The sequence below is a fragment of the Mesorhizobium sp. M7D.F.Ca.US.005.01.1.1 genome (assembly GCF_003952545.1).
Lineage (GTDB): Bacteria > Pseudomonadota > Alphaproteobacteria > Rhizobiales > Rhizobiaceae > Mesorhizobium > Mesorhizobium loti.
The window spans coordinates 7,088,975-7,105,246 of record NZ_CP034453.1; the positions used below are offsets into that span (position 1 = coordinate 7,088,975).

The 16,272-nt window shown below is 63.2% G+C and carries 14 protein-coding genes; 7 read left to right on the top strand and 7 right to left on the bottom strand.

What is annotated here, in order from left to right; all coding sequences use genetic code 11:
• Positions 1-33: 33 nt before the first annotated feature.
• From EJ076_RS34545 to EJ076_RS34555, 3 genes are all read right to left on the bottom strand, one after another.
• A complete protein-coding gene (locus tag EJ076_RS34545) occupies positions 34-1,164 on the bottom strand; it encodes a patatin-like phospholipase family protein (RefSeq protein WP_109664873.1) in 1,131 nt (376 codons plus the stop codon).
• Between the two features lie 49 nt (positions 1,165-1,213).
• Positions 1,214-2,005, bottom strand: coding sequence for a 3-hydroxybutyrate dehydrogenase (locus EJ076_RS34550; RefSeq protein WP_164548921.1), 792 nt, complete (start codon positions 2,003-2,005; stop codon positions 1,214-1,216).
• Positions 2,006-2,183: 178 nt separating this feature from the next.
• A complete protein-coding gene (locus EJ076_RS34555) occupies positions 2,184-3,272 on the bottom strand; it encodes a citrate synthase/methylcitrate synthase (protein WP_126070866.1) in 1,089 nt (362 codons plus the stop codon).
• A gap of 93 nt (positions 3,273-3,365) precedes the next feature.
• Here EJ076_RS34555 and EJ076_RS34560 point away from each other — a divergent pair, with 93 nt between their 5' ends.
• Positions 3,366-4,505: a citrate synthase gene (locus EJ076_RS34560; RefSeq protein WP_126070867.1), complete on the top strand. Its 1,140-nt coding sequence runs from the start codon at positions 3,366-3,368 to the stop codon at positions 4,503-4,505.
• A gap of 201 nt (positions 4,506-4,706) precedes the next feature.
• Here the strand turns inward: EJ076_RS34560 and phaR are convergent, their stop codons facing one another.
• Positions 4,707-5,318 carry a polyhydroxyalkanoate synthesis repressor PhaR gene (gene phaR, locus EJ076_RS34565; protein ID WP_126070868.1) on the bottom strand — a complete coding sequence of 204 codons (612 nt, stop codon included), beginning with the start codon at positions 5,316-5,318 and terminating at the stop codon, positions 4,707-4,709.
• A gap of 299 nt (positions 5,319-5,617) precedes the next feature.
• On the opposite strand from phaR, the gene EJ076_RS34570 reads away from it, so the two are divergent.
• From EJ076_RS34570 to EJ076_RS34595, 6 genes are all read left to right on the top strand, one after another.
• Entirely contained in the window at positions 5,618-6,796 is a 1,179-nt protein-coding gene (locus EJ076_RS34570) for an acetyl-CoA C-acetyltransferase (RefSeq protein WP_126070869.1), read from the top strand.
• 94 nt (positions 6,797-6,890) lie between these two features.
• On the top strand, positions 6,891-7,616 hold the full coding sequence (gene phbB, locus EJ076_RS34575) for an acetoacetyl-CoA reductase (protein WP_109664861.1): 726 nt from the start codon (positions 6,891-6,893) through the stop codon (positions 7,614-7,616).
• A 731-nt stretch (positions 7,617-8,347) separates the two neighbouring features.
• The gene (locus EJ076_RS34580) at positions 8,348-11,770 is read left to right on the top strand and encodes a helicase-related protein (protein WP_126070870.1); all 3,423 of its coding nucleotides are present in this window, start codon (positions 8,348-8,350) and stop codon (positions 11,768-11,770) included.
• Between the two features lie 126 nt (positions 11,771-11,896).
• Positions 11,897-12,283, top strand: a complete 387-nt coding sequence (locus EJ076_RS34585) for an RNA-binding S4 domain-containing protein (protein ID WP_126070871.1) — start codon at positions 11,897-11,899, stop codon at positions 12,281-12,283.
• 228 nt (positions 12,284-12,511) lie between these two features.
• Positions 12,512-12,850, top strand: a complete 339-nt coding sequence (gene fdxA, locus EJ076_RS34590) for a ferredoxin FdxA (RefSeq protein ID WP_013529180.1) — start codon at positions 12,512-12,514, stop codon at positions 12,848-12,850.
• A gap of 367 nt (positions 12,851-13,217) precedes the next feature.
• Positions 13,218-13,799 (top strand): CarD family transcriptional regulator, encoded by a 582-nt coding sequence (locus EJ076_RS34595; protein WP_013529179.1) that lies wholly within the window; start codon positions 13,218-13,220, stop codon positions 13,797-13,799.
• Positions 13,800-13,884: 85 nt separating this feature from the next.
• On the opposite strand, the gene EJ076_RS34600 is transcribed toward EJ076_RS34595, so the two are convergent.
• The 3 genes from EJ076_RS34600 to EJ076_RS34610 all read right to left on the bottom strand — a co-directional run bounded on the left by EJ076_RS34600 (position 13,885) and on the right by EJ076_RS34610 (position 16,247).
• The gene (locus EJ076_RS34600) at positions 13,885-14,658 is read right to left on the bottom strand and encodes an amino acid ABC transporter ATP-binding protein (RefSeq protein ID WP_126070872.1); all 774 of its coding nucleotides are present in this window, start codon (positions 14,656-14,658) and stop codon (positions 13,885-13,887) included.
• Positions 14,655-15,335, bottom strand: a complete 681-nt coding sequence (locus EJ076_RS34605; RefSeq protein WP_109664849.1) for an amino acid ABC transporter permease — start codon at positions 15,333-15,335, stop codon at positions 14,655-14,657. Before EJ076_RS34605 ends, EJ076_RS34600 begins: the two co-directional genes overlap by 4 nt.
• A 138-nt stretch (positions 15,336-15,473) precedes the next feature.
• The gene (locus EJ076_RS34610; protein ID WP_109664846.1) at positions 15,474-16,247 is read right to left on the bottom strand and encodes an amino acid ABC transporter substrate-binding protein; all 774 of its coding nucleotides are present in this window, start codon (positions 16,245-16,247) and stop codon (positions 15,474-15,476) included.
• Positions 16,248-16,272: the final 25 nt, after the last annotated feature.

Here is a 16,272-nt window from a genome sequence, read left to right on the forward strand (position 1 = left end):
TCGCGGACCAATCGACGAACATCGATTGGTCGTTCAGGCCCGGCGGCGCTCCGCCTCGGGGTTCTTCCGCGCAGCAAGAAATTCCTTGACCCGCCGGCCGGGTGCCGGACCACGCACCGGCTTGAAGCCGTCGTCGAGTTCGCCGGAGAGATCGAGCGTTGGACGCTTGCCGACGGCGTCGTAATTCTCTTCCAGCCAGTCGCTGGCGGCGGTGCGGCCGAGATCGCGCAGATAAGTCAGGAATGCCCATTCGGCATTGACCTTGGACGATGCCGACAGGTCCTTGAACGCTTCATCGGCATCGATGCGATGCATGCGGATGTCGCGGTATTCGCCATGCGGCAGACGGCCGGCGGCGATCAGCTCCTTGACGAAGGCGATCGAGCGGAATTCGCGCAGCAGCCCGGCGTTGAAGGTGATCTCGTCGATGCGGTTCTGAATCTCGTTGGCGCTCCTTGGTGTTCCCTCCCGCACCACTGGATTGATCTGCACCAGAAGCACGTCCTCGGTCGCCGCCGTCTTGAAGAACGGATAGAGCGCCGGGTTGCCGCCATAGCCGCCATCCCAATAGGGCACGCCCTTGATCTCGACGGCACGGAACAGCTGCGGCAGACAGGCCGAGGCCATCACCGTGTCGAGGTCGATCTCGCCATCGGAAAAGACACGTAACTGTCCGGTCTCGACATTGGTCGCCGAGATGAACAGTTCCATCGACTTGCAGGCGCGGACATTCTTGAAATCGATCTCCTGCTGAACCACGTCGCGCAGCGGATTGAGGCCGAGCGGGTTGGCGACGTAGGGCGAGAACACCCGCGACATGGTGTCGAAGAAGAGATAGCCCGGTGTGTTCTCGATCGACCAGTTGCCCCAGGCGACATCCCACGGCATGCGCTGCACCGGGCTGAACCGGCCTTTCGCCGCCACCGCGCGCCAGAAATCGTCGAGTTTTTGCCGTGCGCCTTCAACACCGCCGCGGACAAAACCGTCGGCCAGCGCCACCGCGTTCATGGCGCCGGCGCTGGTGCCGGACACCGCTGATATCTCCAGCCGTCCGTCCTCCAGCAGCCGGTCGAGCACGCCCCAGGAAAAGGCCCCGTGCGAACCGCCGCCCTGAAGCGCTACGTTGATCTTCTTCGTTTCCTCCGCCTTGCCGTTTTTCGTCATGGCGTCGTCCTTGATCTGTCTGTTTGGGTAGATGATAAAATTTTGCGCCTCACGCGGCGGTCCAGCCACCGTCGACCGAGAGATGCGTGCCGTTGACCTGCGCCGCCGCGTCCGAACACAGGAATACCGCCGCTGCCGCGATCTGCTCGACCGTGACGAATTCCTTGGTCGGCTGCTTGTCCAGCATGACCTCGCGGATGACCGTCTCGCGGTCCATGTTGTGGGCTTTCATCTGGTCGGGGATCTGCGCCTCGACCAGCGGCGTCAGCACATAGCCCGGGCAGATGGCGTTGCAGGTGATTTTTTCACGCGCTAACTCGAGCGCGACCGTCTTGGTCAATCCCATGATGCCGTGCTTGGCCGAAACATAGGCCGACTTGAACGGTGACGCGACCAGGCCGTGTGCCGAGGCGATGTTGACGATCCGGCCGCCGCCGGCCTTTTTCATCAGCGGGATCACTGCCGCGATAGTGTGGAACGCCGACGACAGGTTGATGGCGATGATGGCGTCCCATTTCTCGATCGGGAAGTCTTCCACCGGCGCGACATGTTGGATGCCGGCATTGTTGACGAGAATATCGACCGACCCGAATGTCTCAGCCGCCTTGGCGATCAGCGCCCGGCATTCGGCCGGCTTCGACATGTCGGCCTTGATGTAGGCGGTCTTCACCTTGTGCTGCCTGGCGATCGCATCGGCGACGGCGTGGTCGGCGGCCGTGTCGGAGAAGGAGTTGACGACGACGTTATGGCCTTCGGCCGCCAACGCCTGGGCGATGGCCAAGCCAATGCCTGATGTGGAGCCGGTGATAATCGCGGTTTTTCTGGCGGCCAAGGGCGGAATCCTCTGGTTGCGGCAAGAGCGGACTTATGTTGCAGTGCAGCATATATGCTCAATGCGACGCAATAACAGCGGCCAGAATTTGCGGCGAGATGAAATTTTCGTCATGAGCGGTCACACAACCGCTCCCAGGAAGACGTCGGCTGGATCGCCCCGTCCTTCCCTGCAAAACAAAAAAGCCTCAGGCGACGAGGTCCGGCACCGGCCCGACATAACGCGACTGCGGACGGATCAGCCGTCCGGTCGTCTGCTGCTCGCGTGCATGCGCAATCCAGCCGGCGACACGCCCGGCGGCAAAGACATTGCTGAAGGCTGACGGTGGAAAGCCCGCCGCCTCCAGCAGCAGCGCGGTGTAGAACTCGACATTGGTCTGCAGCGAGCGCGACGGCTTGGCGACCCGCAGCACGTCAAGCGCTGCTTGCTCCACTGTCTCCGCGAAGACCAGCCGGCGGCCGGTTTCGCCCTCGCCGCCGAGTTGCCGTACGACCGCTTTCAGCACGTCGGCGCGCGGATCGCGCACGCGGTAGATGCGATGTCCGAACCCCATGATGCGCTCGCCATGCGCGACCTCGTCGCGCAGCCAGCCGGCGGCATCGCTATGCTTCGCGATCGCATCCAGCATCTCGATCACCGGCCCTGGCGCGCCGCCATGCAGCGGCCCCTTGAGCGCGCCAAGCCCGGCCAGCACGGACGATGTCAGGCCGGCCAGTGTCGAAGCGACCACGCGGGTGGCAAAGGTCGATGCGTTGAGGCCATGGTCGCAGACGGTCACCAGATAGGTGTCGAGCGCGTTCGCCAGTGCCGGTGAGGCGACGCTGCCGCTCAGCATCCGCAACATGTCGGCGGCATGGTCGGCGCGGCTGTCCGGCGCGATCGGCTCCTCGCCACGCTGCAGGCGCAACAAGGCCGGCGTCAGCACGGCGGGCGCCGCGATCAGCAGCAAGGCGTCCGTCAGCCTGTCGCCGTCCGGCAGCAGCGCCATGCCGGCGCGCATGGCACTGTAGACATCGAGCGATGCCAGCAGGGGCAACGAGGGCAAAAGCCGCTCAAACACGTCCGCACGTGCTTGGCCTAGCGCCCGGGTCAGGTCCGCATCGCCGTGAAGGTCGTCGAAGAAGCCGTCGAGCAGCAGGCGCACCACCTGGGCATAGTTCCAGCGGCCGGCCAGCTCCGGCAGCGAATGACCTCGGATCGTCAGACGACCGCCAAGACCATCCACGTCGGAAAGCACGGTTTCCGCCGCTACCACGTCATCGAGCCCATTCGCCATAGCCTTGTCTCCTTGAAGCATTTCCAGATCGGAGATAAGGCTGGGCAACATGTCCATCAATCTTGATCAATAGAATCAATATCAAAGGTCGATATGTCCGAGTGGTTGTCCAGGGAAGAAGCGCTCGAGCGCCTCAAGGTGCGGGCACAGACGCTGTACGCCTATGTCAGCCGTGGGCGCATCGGCATGCGGCCCGACCGCGCCGATCCGCGCCGCAGCCAGTATCGCGCCGACGACATTGCAGCCCTGGCGACCCGCCGGGCACGCGGCCGCAGCCCTTCGGCTATCGCCGAAAGCGCGATCGCCTGGGGTGAGCCGTCGATCGCAACGGCGATCTCGACCGTCTCGCACGGTCGACTCATCTATCGCGGGCAGGACGCCGCAGCGCTTTCTGCATATGCCACATTGGAAGAAACAGCCGCAGTGCTCTGGGCTCTGCCTGAACCGGTGACTTTCGAAGCACCGTCACCGGATGCGCCCTATCAGCCTGGCCGAGCCTCGGCCTTTGCACGACTTGCCGTGCTTGCCGGCCAGGGGCGCCCATCGCTTGGGCGCAGCGCCGCCTCGCTGCATGCCGATGCCGCGCACGCGGTCGGCGTGCTGGCCGGCGCGCTGGGCGCGCCGGCGGGATCAGGTCCGGTCCACCAGCGGCTGGCGCAGGAGTGGTTGGTGGATGCTGGCGGCGCGGACGCGATCCGCCGGGCGCTTGTCCTGCTTGCCGATCATGAACTGAATGCGTCGACCTTCGCCGCGCGCGTCGCAGCCTCGACCGGCGCGCCGCTGGCCGCTTGCCTGCTCGCTGGGCTCGCGACGCTATCGGGGCCACGTCATGGCGGCGCCGGCGAGGCGGTGATGCAACTGGCCGAGGATGCGGCGCGACATGGCGCTGAGGCGACGATCCGGCGCTGGCTCAGCCATGACCGGCCGCTGCCGGGATTCGGTCATCAGCTCTATCCCGACGGCGATCCCCGAGGGGCGGCGCTGCTGTCGGTGATCGAGGTTGACGGCACACTATCGTCCCTGCGCGATGCTGCCCTTGCCGCTACCGGTGCGCTTCCCAACGTCGACTTTGGGCTGGCCGCCCTGACGCGCAGCCTTGCCTTGCCGCGCGATGCACCGTTCCGCCTGTTTGCGCTCGCACGCAGCGTCGGCTGGGCCGCGCACACGGTCGAACAGATAACAAGCGGAAGTGTCATCAGGCCGCGCGGCCGCTATGAGGGGGTGCTGCCTTAGAGCAATTCCAGGAAAAAGTGTGAAACGGTTTTCCGTCCGGAATTGCGTCAAAACAGAGAGTTAGAGCATGATCCCGAAAAGTGGGTACCGGTTTTCACGGACAAACGGTTTCCGTTTGTCCAGCGATCATGCTCAAACAAACAGATAGAGGGCGCAGCAATCCGATGGGCCGTTGCGATCGGATCTTTCGATCCGTAATTCTCACGACATCGTGTCGAGCTTGCGCTGCATGGCCGCGATCTGATCCTTCAACTCCTGAAGGTCGTCAGGTTTTTCTTGCGTTTCCTTCCTGGCCGGCTCGGGCGTTGGCGCAGCCGCTGGCGCGGAGCCAGCGGGCGGGAACGGCGTGAACAGCCGCATCGCATTCTGGAACATTTCCATATTGCGGCGTGTCTGCTCCTCCAGCGCCTTGATCGGCGTGGTGATCTTCATCATGTCGAGCGGCGATTTGCCGATCGCACCCTTCATCTGCTCGCGAAAGCGCTCCTGCTCCTTGGAGAAGGCGAGCATCGACTGTTCGAGGAAGCTCGGCACGATCATCTGCATCTGGTCGCCGTAATAGGCGATGAGCTGGCGCAGGAACGGGATCGGCAGCATGTTCTGCCCATCCTTGTTCTCCAGTTCGAAGATGATCTGTGTCAGCACCGGATGCGTGATGTCGTCGCCGGTCTTGGCGTCCTGGACGGTGAACTCCTCGCCCTTCTTGACCATCTCGGCGAGGTCCTCGAGCGTCACATAGGTGCTGGTGCCGGTGTTGTAGAGGCGGCGATTGGCGTATTTCTTGATGATGATCGGATCGTCTTTAGCGGCCATCTACATCCTCCCAGGGACACCGGCGCGCCTCTGAGTAAGCCGCCGATAACGATTGTGCCTTTTTTGAGGATATGCGCAAAAGCCTCACAATTCCAAGCAGTTTGTGCAGTGCGGGATCACTAAATGCTGCATAGCGGGCAAAATATGCTGCGCAGCAATGGACGAATGGCCGCCACGGCAAGGCGCGACCTGCTTGCCGCGCATGGGCGCCATGCCTATTTCCGGTTTGACTTGGGGTTGGGAAAGGGCAAGAAAAGTCCTCAACGACAGAACAACACCTTTGAAGTCTGGAGAAGAAAATGTCCGCTTCCATCGTCATTGCCAGTGCAGCGCGCACGCCGGTCGGTTCCTTCAACGGCGCCTTCGCCGCCACCCCGGCGCATGAGCTCGGTGCCATCGTCATCAGGGAATTGCTGTCGCGTGCCGGTGTCGAACCAGGTGAGGTCGACGAGGTCATCCTCGGTCAGGTGCTGACTGCCGCTCAGGGTCAGAACCCGGCCCGCCAAGCATCGATCAATGCCGGCCTGCCCAAGGAAACCACCGCCTGGGGCCTCAATCAGGTTTGCGGCTCGGGCCTGCGCGCCATTGCGCTCGGCATGCAGCAGATCGCCACCGGCGATGCCAAGGTGATCATCGCCGGCGGCCAGGAATCGATGTCGCTTTCGACGCATGCCCAGCACCTGCGCGCCGGTGTCAAGATGGGCGACTTCAAGCTGATCGACACCATGATCAAGGACGGGCTGTGGGATGCCTTCAACGGCTATCACATGGGCAACACCGCCGAAAACGTCGCACGTCAGTTCCAGATCACCCGCGAAGACCAGGACCAGTTTGCGCTCGCCTCGCAGAACAAGGCGGAGGCCGCGCAGAAGGCCGGCAAGTTCAAGGACGAGATCGTCGCCGTCACCATCAAGAGCAAGAAGGGCGACACCATCGTCGACCAGGACGAATACATCCGCCACGGCGCCACGATCGACGCCATGACCAAGCTGAAGCCGGCTTTCGACAAGGACGGCACGGTGACCGCCGCCAATGCCTCCGGCATCAATGACGGCGCCGCTGGCGCGCTGCTGATGAGCGAAGCGGAAGCGGTGAGGCGCGGCATCACCCCGCTGGCGCGCATCGTGTCCTGGGCAACCGCCGGCGTCGATCCGCAGATCATGGGCACCGGACCTATTCCCGCCTCGCGCAAGGCATTGGAAAAGGCCGGCTGGTCGGTCGGCGATCTCGACCTGATCGAGGCCAACGAAGCCTTTGCCGCCCAGGCCTGCGCCGTCAATAAGGACATGGGCTGGGATCCCTCGATCGTCAACGTCAATGGCGGCGCCATTGCCATCGGCCACCCGATCGGCGCGTCGGGCGCCCGCGTCTTCAACACGCTGGTCTTCGAAATGCGCCGTCGCGGCGCCAAGAAAGGCCTCGCCACCCTATGCATCGGCGGCGGCATGGGCGTCGCCATGTGCGTCGAAGCATTCTGAAGAAAGCCACTAACCCGGGCGGCGCGAGCCGCCCGTTCTGTATCCAGTGCCTGCCAAGCCCGACAACAGGGCGATATCAAAAAAGGGGAAATGCATGACCAAGGTAGCAATCGTCACAGGCGGATCGCGCGGTATCGGCGCGGCGATCTCGATCGCATTGAAGACCGTCGGCTATTCGGTTGCCGCGAACTATGCCGGCAATGACGAAGCGGCGGCGAAATTCAAGGCCGAGACCGGCATTCCGGTCTACAAATGGTCCGTCGCCGACTATGACGCCTGCGCCGCCGGCATCAAGCAGGTCGAGGCCGATCTCGGCCCGGTCTCGGTGCTGGTCAACAATGCCGGCATCACCCGTGACGCCATGTTCCACAAGATCACGCGTGAACAGTGGAAAGAGGTCATCGACACCAACCTGTCCGGCGTCTTCAACATGACGCATCCGCTGTGGGGCGGCATGCGCGACCGCAAGTTCGGCCGCGTCATCACCATCTCCTCGATCAACGGCCAGAAGGGCCAGGCCGGCCAGGTCAACTATTCCGCCGCCAAGGCCGGCGACATCGGTTTCAGCAAAGCTCTCGCTCAGGAGGGCGCGCGCGCGGGCATCACCGTCAACGTCATCTGCCCCGGCTACATCGCCACCGAGATGGTCAAGGCGATCGACGAGAAGGTGCTCAACGAGCGTATCATTCCGCAGATCCCCGTCGGCCGCCTCGGCGAGCCCGAAGAAATCGCGCGCTGCGTCGTCTTCCTCGCATCCGAAGATGCCGGCTTCATCACCGGCTCGACCATCACAGCCAATGGCGGCCAATACTTCGCCTGACGACGTGGCGATTTAGGTGGAGAGATCGACGGGCCGGCACACTGGCCCGTTTTTCGTTGCCGGCATGATCCCTTTGACGTGCTCGCGACGGCAGCTGACCCAATCCGGCACGCAGAGGTTAACAGCCACCCGCTGCCCTGTGCGAAAGCTGCTTCGCAAGCTGTGGATTCTCGGTGGATAAGCTGTTCACAACACAAGATATTGGGGTGAACAAACCAAGAAAATTCCGGCATCGCTGATTCGTCGCCGATTCGTTCCGGCTTTGAGCGGAACGTTAACGACGACAGCCGGAATCGCCAGCCAGTTCCTTAACGTCGATTAAGAAAGATCAACAATTTCATAATCTTGGCCGAGGTGCGCCAAGCCAATATGATCGTTCATCGGCAAAGGTTAACGACAACGCCCTCTTAGCATCAAACGGGCCAGTTCAGCGATTCAGCATGTGGTGCGACTCGCGGTCGCAAAATCCACATGTAGCCGTGAACAAAAGCTGAATCTGCAGGAGTCACTGATTCGTCGCTGATTCGTTCCAGACTCGTTCTATCTGTTAATCCGCAGCCGATTGTGAGCTTGACAAAAACACCTTCTGGCCGCTGGCGGAACATTCCGCTTTCGCTTCGCGCCCGAAATCCCTATGTGTCGCCTGTCATACGCGCCACTTGAGGCACGCTCCCGACAACCAGAGGCCAGAAAGCCTTATTTCCAGGTCCCAGAAGCCTTATTCTAGGTCGATGAACATCCAGCCCAAACACACCGAGCCGCTGATCCTGTCGGGCCGCGACGTGACCGCCGTGCTTGGGCCGACCAACACCGGCAAGACCCATCTCGCCATCGAGCGCATGGTGGCGCATGAGAGCGGCATCATCGGCCTGCCGCTCAGGCTGCTGGCGCGTGAAGTCTACGCCCGTGTCTGCGAAAAGGTCGGCGCCCACAAGGTCGCGCTGATCACCGGCGAGGAAAAGATCCAGCCGCCGGACGCCAGATATTCGGTCTGCACCGTCGAAGCCATGCCGCGCGAGACCGACGCCGCCTTCGTCGCCATCGACGAGGTGCAGCTTGCCGGCGACCTTGAGCGCGGCCACATCTTTACAGACCGCATCCTGCATTTGCGCGGCCGCCAGGAGACGCTGCTGCTGGGTGCGGCCACCATGCACGGCATCTTGCAGCGCCTGCTGAGGGGGGTCTCGGTGGTGACGCGGCCAAGGCTGTCGCATCTTGCCTATGCCGGTTCGAAGAAGCTGACACGCCTGCCGCGGCGCACGGCGATCGTCGCCTTCTCCGCCGACGAGGTCTACGCCATCGCGGAACTCATCCGCCGCCAGCAAGGCGGTGCCGCCGTCGTGCTCGGCGCGCTCTCGCCGCGCACCCGCAACGCCCAGGTGGCACTATTCCAGTCCGGCGATGTCGACTATCTCATTGCCACCGACGCCATCGGCATGGGCCTCAACCTCGATCTCGACCACGTCGCCTTCGCCCAGAACCGCAAGTTCGATGGCTTCCAGTATCGCAACCTGACGGCGGCCGAGCTTGGCCAGATCGCCGGCCGTGCCGGCCGGCATCTGCGCGACGGTACCTTCGGCGTCACCGGTCAGGTCGACCCCCTGGACGAGGAGCTGATCAAGAAGATCGAAGGCCATGATTTCGATCCGGTGAAGGTGCTGCAGTGGCGCACCGCGCATTTCGACTTTGCTAGCCTCGATGCGCTGAAGCGCTCGATTGAAACCAACGCCCCGGTCGAGGGCCTGACGCGGGCATTGCCTGCCGTCGACGCGCAGGCACTCGAGCATCTGTCGCGCGACGAGGACATCCGCGCACTCGCCACCAATGCCAAACGGGTGGCGCTGCTGTGGGAAGCCTGCGCGCTGCCCGACTACCGCAAGATCGCACCGGCCCAGCATGCCGACCTCATTGCCTCCATCTACACGGACCTCGCACGCCACGGCCATGTCGACGAGAATTACATGGCCGAGCAGGTGCGCCGCGCCGACACAACGGAGGGCGATATTGACACGCTGTCGCATCGCATTGCCCAGATCCGCACCTGGACATTCGTGTCGAACCGGCCCGGCTGGCTGGCCGATCAGGCACACTGGCAGGAAAAGACGCGCGAAATCGAAGACAGATTGTCGGATGCGCTGCATGAGCGGTTGACGAAACGCTTCGTAGACCGCAGGACTTCCGTCCTCATGCGGCGCCTTAGAGAAAATACCATGCCTGAAGCCGAAATTAGTCCTACCGGAACCGTCCTTGTCGAAGGCCACCATGTCGGCGAGTTGCAAGGGTTCCGCTTCACCGCTGATCAGACCGCCGGCGGCGAAGACGCCAAGGCGGTGCGCAGCGCTGCCCAGAAGGCGCTGGCCGCCGAATTCGAGGCACGCGCCGAACGCTTCGGCGCCTCGGCCAATGGCGACATCGCGCTTGGCTCGGACGGCACGCTGCGCTGGATCGGCGCGCCGATCGGTACGCTGGTCTCGGGCGAAGACGCGTTGAAGCCGCGCCTAGTGCTGCTCGCCGACGAACAGCTGACCGGCCCGGCGCGCGACAAGGTCGCCGCGCGTGCCGAGCGTTTCGTCAATTTCCAGATCGAGTCGCTGCTGAAGCCGCTGGTCGACCTGAAGAACGCCGACCAGATTTCCGGCATCGGCCGTGGCATCGCCTTTCAGCTGGTCGAGAATTTCGGTCTCATCAACCGCCGCGACATCGCCGAGGAGATGAAGTCGCTCGACCAGGAAGGCCGCGCCGCGCTTCGCCGACTTGGCGTGCGCTTCGGCGCCTACCATGTCTTCGTGCCGGCGCTGATCAAGCCGGCGCCTGCGGGGCTGGTGACGCTGCTGTGGGCGCTGAAGAACGACGGCAAGGACAAGCCAGGCTTTGGCGACGTGGTCCATGCGCTCGCCTCGGGTCGCACCTCTGTGGTCATCGACCCGGCCTTCGACAAGACCTTCTACAAGCTGGCCGGCTACCGCAATCTCGGCCGCCGCGCCGTGCGCATCGACATTCTGGAACGGCTGGCCGACCTGATCCGCCCGGCGACCAACTGGAAGCCCGGCCTCGGCCAGCGCCCGGATGGCGCCTATGACGGCCAATCCTTCATGGTGACGCCGCCAATGATGTCGATCCTCGGCGCTACAGCCGACGACATGGAAGAAATCCTCAAAGGTCTTGGCTACCGTTCCGAGCCGAAGCCGGCCGTCGAGGTCAAGGCGCGGCTCGAAGCGCAGGACAATGCCGCGCGCGAAGCGGCGGTGGCGAAGCTGGCGGCGGAAGAGGCTGCACGAGCCGAGCAGGCCAAAGCGGCCGAAGCCACGGCAACTGATGCCGCGGCAGAGGCAGCAATCGAAGGGTCGGAGCCGGCATCGGACACAGTGGCCGTTTCGGAAACGGCGGCCGAGATCGTCGCGGACGCTGCGGCCGAACCTGCTGTGCCTGCCGTGGAAGAACAGGCGGACGCTCCGGTCGAAGCCGTGCAAGACGAAGCGCCGGTAGCCGAGACTGCTGCCGAAGCCGCTGAACCGGCGCCGGTTGAACCGCAGGCAGAGGCTGAGACTGGCCAGATTGGAGCCGCGGCGGCAGAAGAAGCCGCACCGGCCGAGCTGGTGTTGGATGCCGCGCCCGCGACGGACGCGGTCCCGGACGAACCTACTGCGGTGGCTGAAGCAGCCGTCGGCGAACCCGCTCCGGAAGCCGAAGCGCCAAAACCCATCCTGTTGTGGCGTCAGGGGCGGTTCGAACAGCGCCCGCGCAACCGCGACGACAACCGCAGGAACAATCGCCCGCGCAACGGACAAGCGCGCGGCCGAAGTGATGCGCCTGCGGATGCCGCCGGCGCACCGGCCGCAGCTGCACCCGGAGAACGTCCGGCCCATGAAGGACGGCGCGATGGAGCCGGTAAGCCGCGCTTCGACCGCTCGAAGTTCAAACCCAAGCCGCAGGCCGAAGGCGAACAGCGGCGTGATGGCCGGCCGCAAGGCGAGCGTCCCGACCGCCGCGAAGGCCGGCCCGACTGGAAGGGCGGCAGGCCGGATGGCAAGGGTGGTCCGCAAGGCGGCAAGCCCGCCTTCCAGCCGAAGCCACGCGAGGAGCGCCCGGTGCGCTTCGATCCGGATTCGCCCTTCGCCAAGCTCGCCGCGTTGCGCGACCAGCTGAAGAAGTAGGCCAGAGCCGGATGATTTCAGGTCGAATCGACCTGAAATCTGATTCCGCCTCTAAACTAAGAGATGGAGCATGATGTCGTCCGAAAACCGCTTCGCACTTTTCGGCATCATGCTCTAGGCGCTTCGATGGTTGCTGAAGGCCGCCAGCGTATCGACAAATGGCTGTTCTTCTCGCGCGCCGTGAAATCACGCTCGCTGGCGGCAAAGTTGGTCATCGCCGGCCGGGTCCGCATCAATCGCGACAAAGCAGCGCAGGCCTCCGATCAGGTCAAGCCAGGCGACGTGCTGACCATCACGCTTGAGCGGCGCATTTTCATCTGGAAGGTGCTCGGCGCCGGTGCACGACGCGGCCCGGCCGAGGAGGCCCGCACGCTCTACGAGGATATCTCGCCACCGCCCGCACCGAAGGGCGAAGCCCCTCCTGATGCAATTCCGGGGCTGCGTGAGGCCGGTAGCGGCCGCCCGACCAAGAAGGAACGCCGCCAGACCGACCGACTGCTCGGCGAAGATTGATGCCTAGCGTACGCAGCGGTTTTGCGACAGCGATACGCCTAAGGCAAGAACTGAGCCCGGCAAACAAGACGTTCTGCGGGACATGACTGACTTCCGCCGGCGCTGCCGTCTGGAATTCCATTCCGGAAACACCGGCACCGCCCGCAATGGCTACCCTTGCAAGCGGTCGATAAAGGCGTTACCTGACGGAAAAAGCCCAACAAAAATGGGACGTCCCGGAGCCGACCGATGACCTATGTCGTGACCGACAATTGCATCAAATGCAAATACATGGACTGCATCGAGGTCTGTCCGGTCGACTGTTTCTACGAAGGCGAGAACATGCTCGTCATCCATCCCGACGAGTGCATCGACTGCGGCGTTTGCGAGCCGGAATGCCCGGCCGACGCAATCAAGCCCGACACCGAGCCGGGCCTCGACAAATGGCTGCAGGTCAACACCGAATACGCCGAGAAATGGCCCAACATCACCGCCAAGAAGGAACCGCCGGCAGACGCCAAATCCTTCGACGGCGAGGCCGGTAAGTTCGAGAAATACTTCTCGGCAGAGCCCGGCGAGGGCGATTGACAACACGGCCGCAAAGGCCGGTATTACGCAAGGTAAGAGGCAGGTCACATTAACCGGCTTGACAGCTGGCGCCGACCCGTGGCCTTCGCGTATGCAGCAAAACCTTGATTCTTCCGACTTTTTGTGTTACATCAGCCAAACATGCCGGTGACACAACGTCGATTTATGGCGCAGACGCCCCAAATCACTGAAAGGTGAAAATCCCATTCCGGACCAGAGCGATCTGGGCCAGGCGGCCGCAATATTGCGTTTGCCGGTCCGGCTTTTCCGATGGGTTCATCTGTTGTGCGGCTAACGATCGGTTTCCCCGATCGCGCGAGTTCGGGCCGGCAGGACGCCGGTACCACAACAAGGAGTTCAGGGCGTAATGGCAACGATCACCCCGCAGAAGAAGTCCACCGCTGCGCGTCACGGTTTCAAGACCGGCGAATACATCGTCTATCCGGCGCATGGCGTCGGCCAGATCGTCTCGATCGACGAGCAGGAAGTTGCTGGACACAAGCTGGAACTGTTCGTCATCGACTTCTCGAAGGACAAGATGCGCCTGAAGGTGCCGGTCGCCAAGGCGACCTCCATCGGCATGCGCAAACTGTCGGAAGAGGATTATGTCGAGCGCGCGCTGAAGGTCGTGCAGGGCCGCGCCCGCGTCAAGCGCACCATGTGGTCGCGCCGCGCCCAGGAATATGATGCGAAGATCAATTCGGGCGACCTGATCTCGATCTCGGAAGTTGTGCGCGACCTCTACCGCGCCGACAACCAGCCGGAGCAGTCCTATTCCGAGCGTCAGCTCTACGAGGCGGCGCTCGACCGCATGGCCCGCGAGATCGCGGCCGTCAACCGCATGTCGGAAACCGAAGCCGTGCGCCTGATCGAGGTCAACCTCAACAAGGGCCCTAAGCGTGGCGCCAAGGCCGACAATGAGGAAGCCGAGCAGGAAGAAGCTGCCTGAGCTTTTTCGCCTTTGAATTCATGAAAAACCCGGCCTCGCGCCGGGTTTTTTGCTTTCTGGCGTGACGCTCAACCGAAGGCAGCGCTTACACCTCGCCGCCACCTTCCCTCATGGCCTCCTGCTTCAGCGTCGCAATGAAGCGCTTGGTCCGTTGCTGCTCAGGGTTGTTGAACAGCACCGCGGCCGGCCCCTTCTCGACGATGACGCCGGCGTCCAGGAACACCACTTCCTGGGCGATCTTGGAGGCGAGCCGCAGATCATGTGTCGCCATCACCATGGTCGTGCCTTCGCTGGCCAGCTTGCCGAGCACGTCGACCACCTCTTGCGCCAGTTCCGGGTCGAGCGCCGAGGTCGGTTCGTCGCAAAGCAGCACTTTCGGTGACGGCGCCAGGGCGCGGGCGATCGCCACGCGCTGCTGCTGGCCGCCGGACAGCGTCGCCGGCCAGGCATCGGCCTTGTGCGCCATGCCCACCTTCTCCAGCAAAGCCAGCGCCCGCTCGCGGGCCCTCTCAGGCGGCCATTTCAGCACCGTCACCAGCCCTTCCATGACATTTTCGATCGCGGTGCGATGCGGAAACAGCTGGAAGTTCTGGAACACCATGCCGGTCTGCAGGCGCAGGCGCTGGATATCCCTGGCCGGAACCCTGCCGCCAGGGTGGAATTCGAGCGTCTCGTCGCCGATACGCACCCTGCCCGAGGTCGGGATCTCCAGGAGGTTGATGCAGCGCAGTAGGGTGCTTTTTCCGCCGCCCGAAGGGCCGACAAGCGCCGTGACGTTGCCTTCGGCAATGGTGACCGTCACACCCTTCAGCACGAGATTGTCGCCAAAGCGCTTCTCGATTTTGGTAAGGCCGATCATGAGCGTGCCTCCAGGAAGCCGCCATAGCGATTGAGCCGGGTCTCCAGCCGCGTCTGCAAGGCCGACAGCACCGAACTCAACGCCAGATAGAGGATCGCCGCCTCGACATAGAGGATCAGCGGCTCATAGGTGGTGGCGACGATGCGCTGCGCCGCCTGGAACATCTCCGGCACGGTGATGGCGGCGGCCAGCGAGGTGTCCTTGACCAGCGAGATGAAGGTGTTGGAAAGCGGCGGCACCGCGACCCGGCCGGCCTGCGGCAGGATGGTGCGCCGCATCGCCTGGCTCCAGGTCATGCCTATCGAATAGGCGGCTTCCCACTGGCCTTTCGGCACCGAGCCTATTGCCGCGCGGATGATTTCCGACGTGTAGGCGCCGATGTTGAGCGTGAAGCCGATCAACGCCGCCGTGAAGGCGTCGAGCAGGATGCCGACCGACGGCAGGCCATAGAAGATCAGGAACAGCTGCACCAAAAGTGGCGTGCCGCGGAAGATCCAGACATAGAAGCGCACAAGCGCGACCAGCGGCTTCGGCCCGAACAGCCGGGCAAGTGCTGCACCCAGGCCGACCGTCAAGCCAAGAGCGAAGGACAACAGCGTCAGCGGCACGGTGAAGATCAGCGCCGCCCACAGGAGCGAAGGCAGCGACTCCAGCATCAGTTGCAGCCAGTGCGGCACGTAAGACCCTCCAAATTGGTCGAGGCAGTTGGTCAAGACGCGAATGCGTCAGCCATATCACGACAAAAGCGGCGGGCCGTCAAAGACGGCTCGCCGCTCGATATCTCTCGTGGCCGGAGACCAGCCCACCTCATTAGATTACTTCGAAACGTCCTGGCCGAAATAGGTGTCGGCGATCTTCTTGTAGGTGCCGTCGGCCTTGATGTCGGCCAGCGCCTTGTTGATCGCCGCGACCAGCTCCGGATCGCCCTTGCGCACGATGACGCCGGAATAGTCGGCGTTTTCCTCTTGTGCGGCGATCTTCACATTGGCGTCGGGCTTGTGCTTCTTGAAGTCGAGGAACGACAGGCTGTCATTGATGGTGGCATCGGCACGGCCTGTCAGAAGCAGCTGGATCGACTGGTCGAAGCCATCTGTGCCGACCAGCTCGGCGCCGTTCGTTTCGGCCAGCTTGCCGAAATTCGAGGTCAGCGACTGCGCAGACTTCTTGCCCTTGAGATCGGCGAAGCTCTTGATGTCGGTGTTGTCACCGCGCACGATCAGCACTGCCTTGGAGGCAATGTAGGGATCGGAGAAGTCGTACTTGGCTTTGCGGGCGTCAGTGATGCCGACTTCGTTGATGACGGCGTCATAGCGATTGGCGTCGAGACCGGCGATCAACCCGTCCCACTTGCCTTCGAGGAACTCGGCCTTGACGCCGAGCTTGTCGGCGATCGCCTTGGCGATTTCGACGTCGAAGCCCACCAGCGCGCCGGAAGTGTCATGATAGGTGAATGGCGCATAGGTGCCTTCCGTGCCGATCTTGATGGCCCCGGCCTGCTTGATCTGGTCGAGATTGGCGCCGGCATGGCCTGCGGTGACAGCCAGAGCCTGCAGCGTTCCGGCGATGATGAGCGACTTGAGCCATTTCATTTTTCTGTGATCCCGTCCTTGGCCG

Coding starts and splice junctions, on each gene's coding strand:
- EJ076_RS34570 (WP_126070869.1), top strand. CDS start 5,618: ATGTCCGCTTCCATCGTCATTGCCAGTGCAGCGCGCACGCCGGTCGGT.
- EJ076_RS34610 (WP_109664846.1), bottom strand. CDS start 16,247: ATGAAATGGCTCAAGTCGCTCATCATCGCCGGAACGCTGCAGGCTCTG.
- EJ076_RS34580 (WP_126070870.1), top strand. CDS start 8,348: ATGAACATCCAGCCCAAACACACCGAGCCGCTGATCCTGTCGGGCCGC.
- EJ076_RS34585 (WP_126070871.1), top strand. CDS start 11,897: ATGGTTGCTGAAGGCCGCCAGCGTATCGACAAATGGCTGTTCTTCTCG.
- EJ076_RS34555 (WP_126070866.1), bottom strand. CDS start 3,272: ATGGCGAATGGGCTCGATGACGTGGTAGCGGCGGAAACCGTGCTTTCC.
- fdxA (WP_013529180.1), top strand. CDS start 12,512: ATGACCTATGTCGTGACCGACAATTGCATCAAATGCAAATACATGGAC.
- phaR (WP_126070868.1), bottom strand. CDS start 5,318: ATGGCCGCTAAAGACGATCCGATCATCATCAAGAAATACGCCAATCGC.
- EJ076_RS34595 (WP_013529179.1), top strand. CDS start 13,218: ATGGCAACGATCACCCCGCAGAAGAAGTCCACCGCTGCGCGTCACGGT.
- EJ076_RS34600 (WP_126070872.1), bottom strand. CDS start 14,658: ATGATCGGCCTTACCAAAATCGAGAAGCGCTTTGGCGACAATCTCGTG.
- EJ076_RS34545 (WP_109664873.1), bottom strand. CDS start 1,164: ATGACGAAAAACGGCAAGGCGGAGGAAACGAAGAAGATCAACGTAGCG.
- phbB (WP_109664861.1), top strand. CDS start 6,891: ATGACCAAGGTAGCAATCGTCACAGGCGGATCGCGCGGTATCGGCGCG.
- EJ076_RS34560 (WP_126070867.1), top strand. CDS start 3,366: ATGTCCGAGTGGTTGTCCAGGGAAGAAGCGCTCGAGCGCCTCAAGGTG.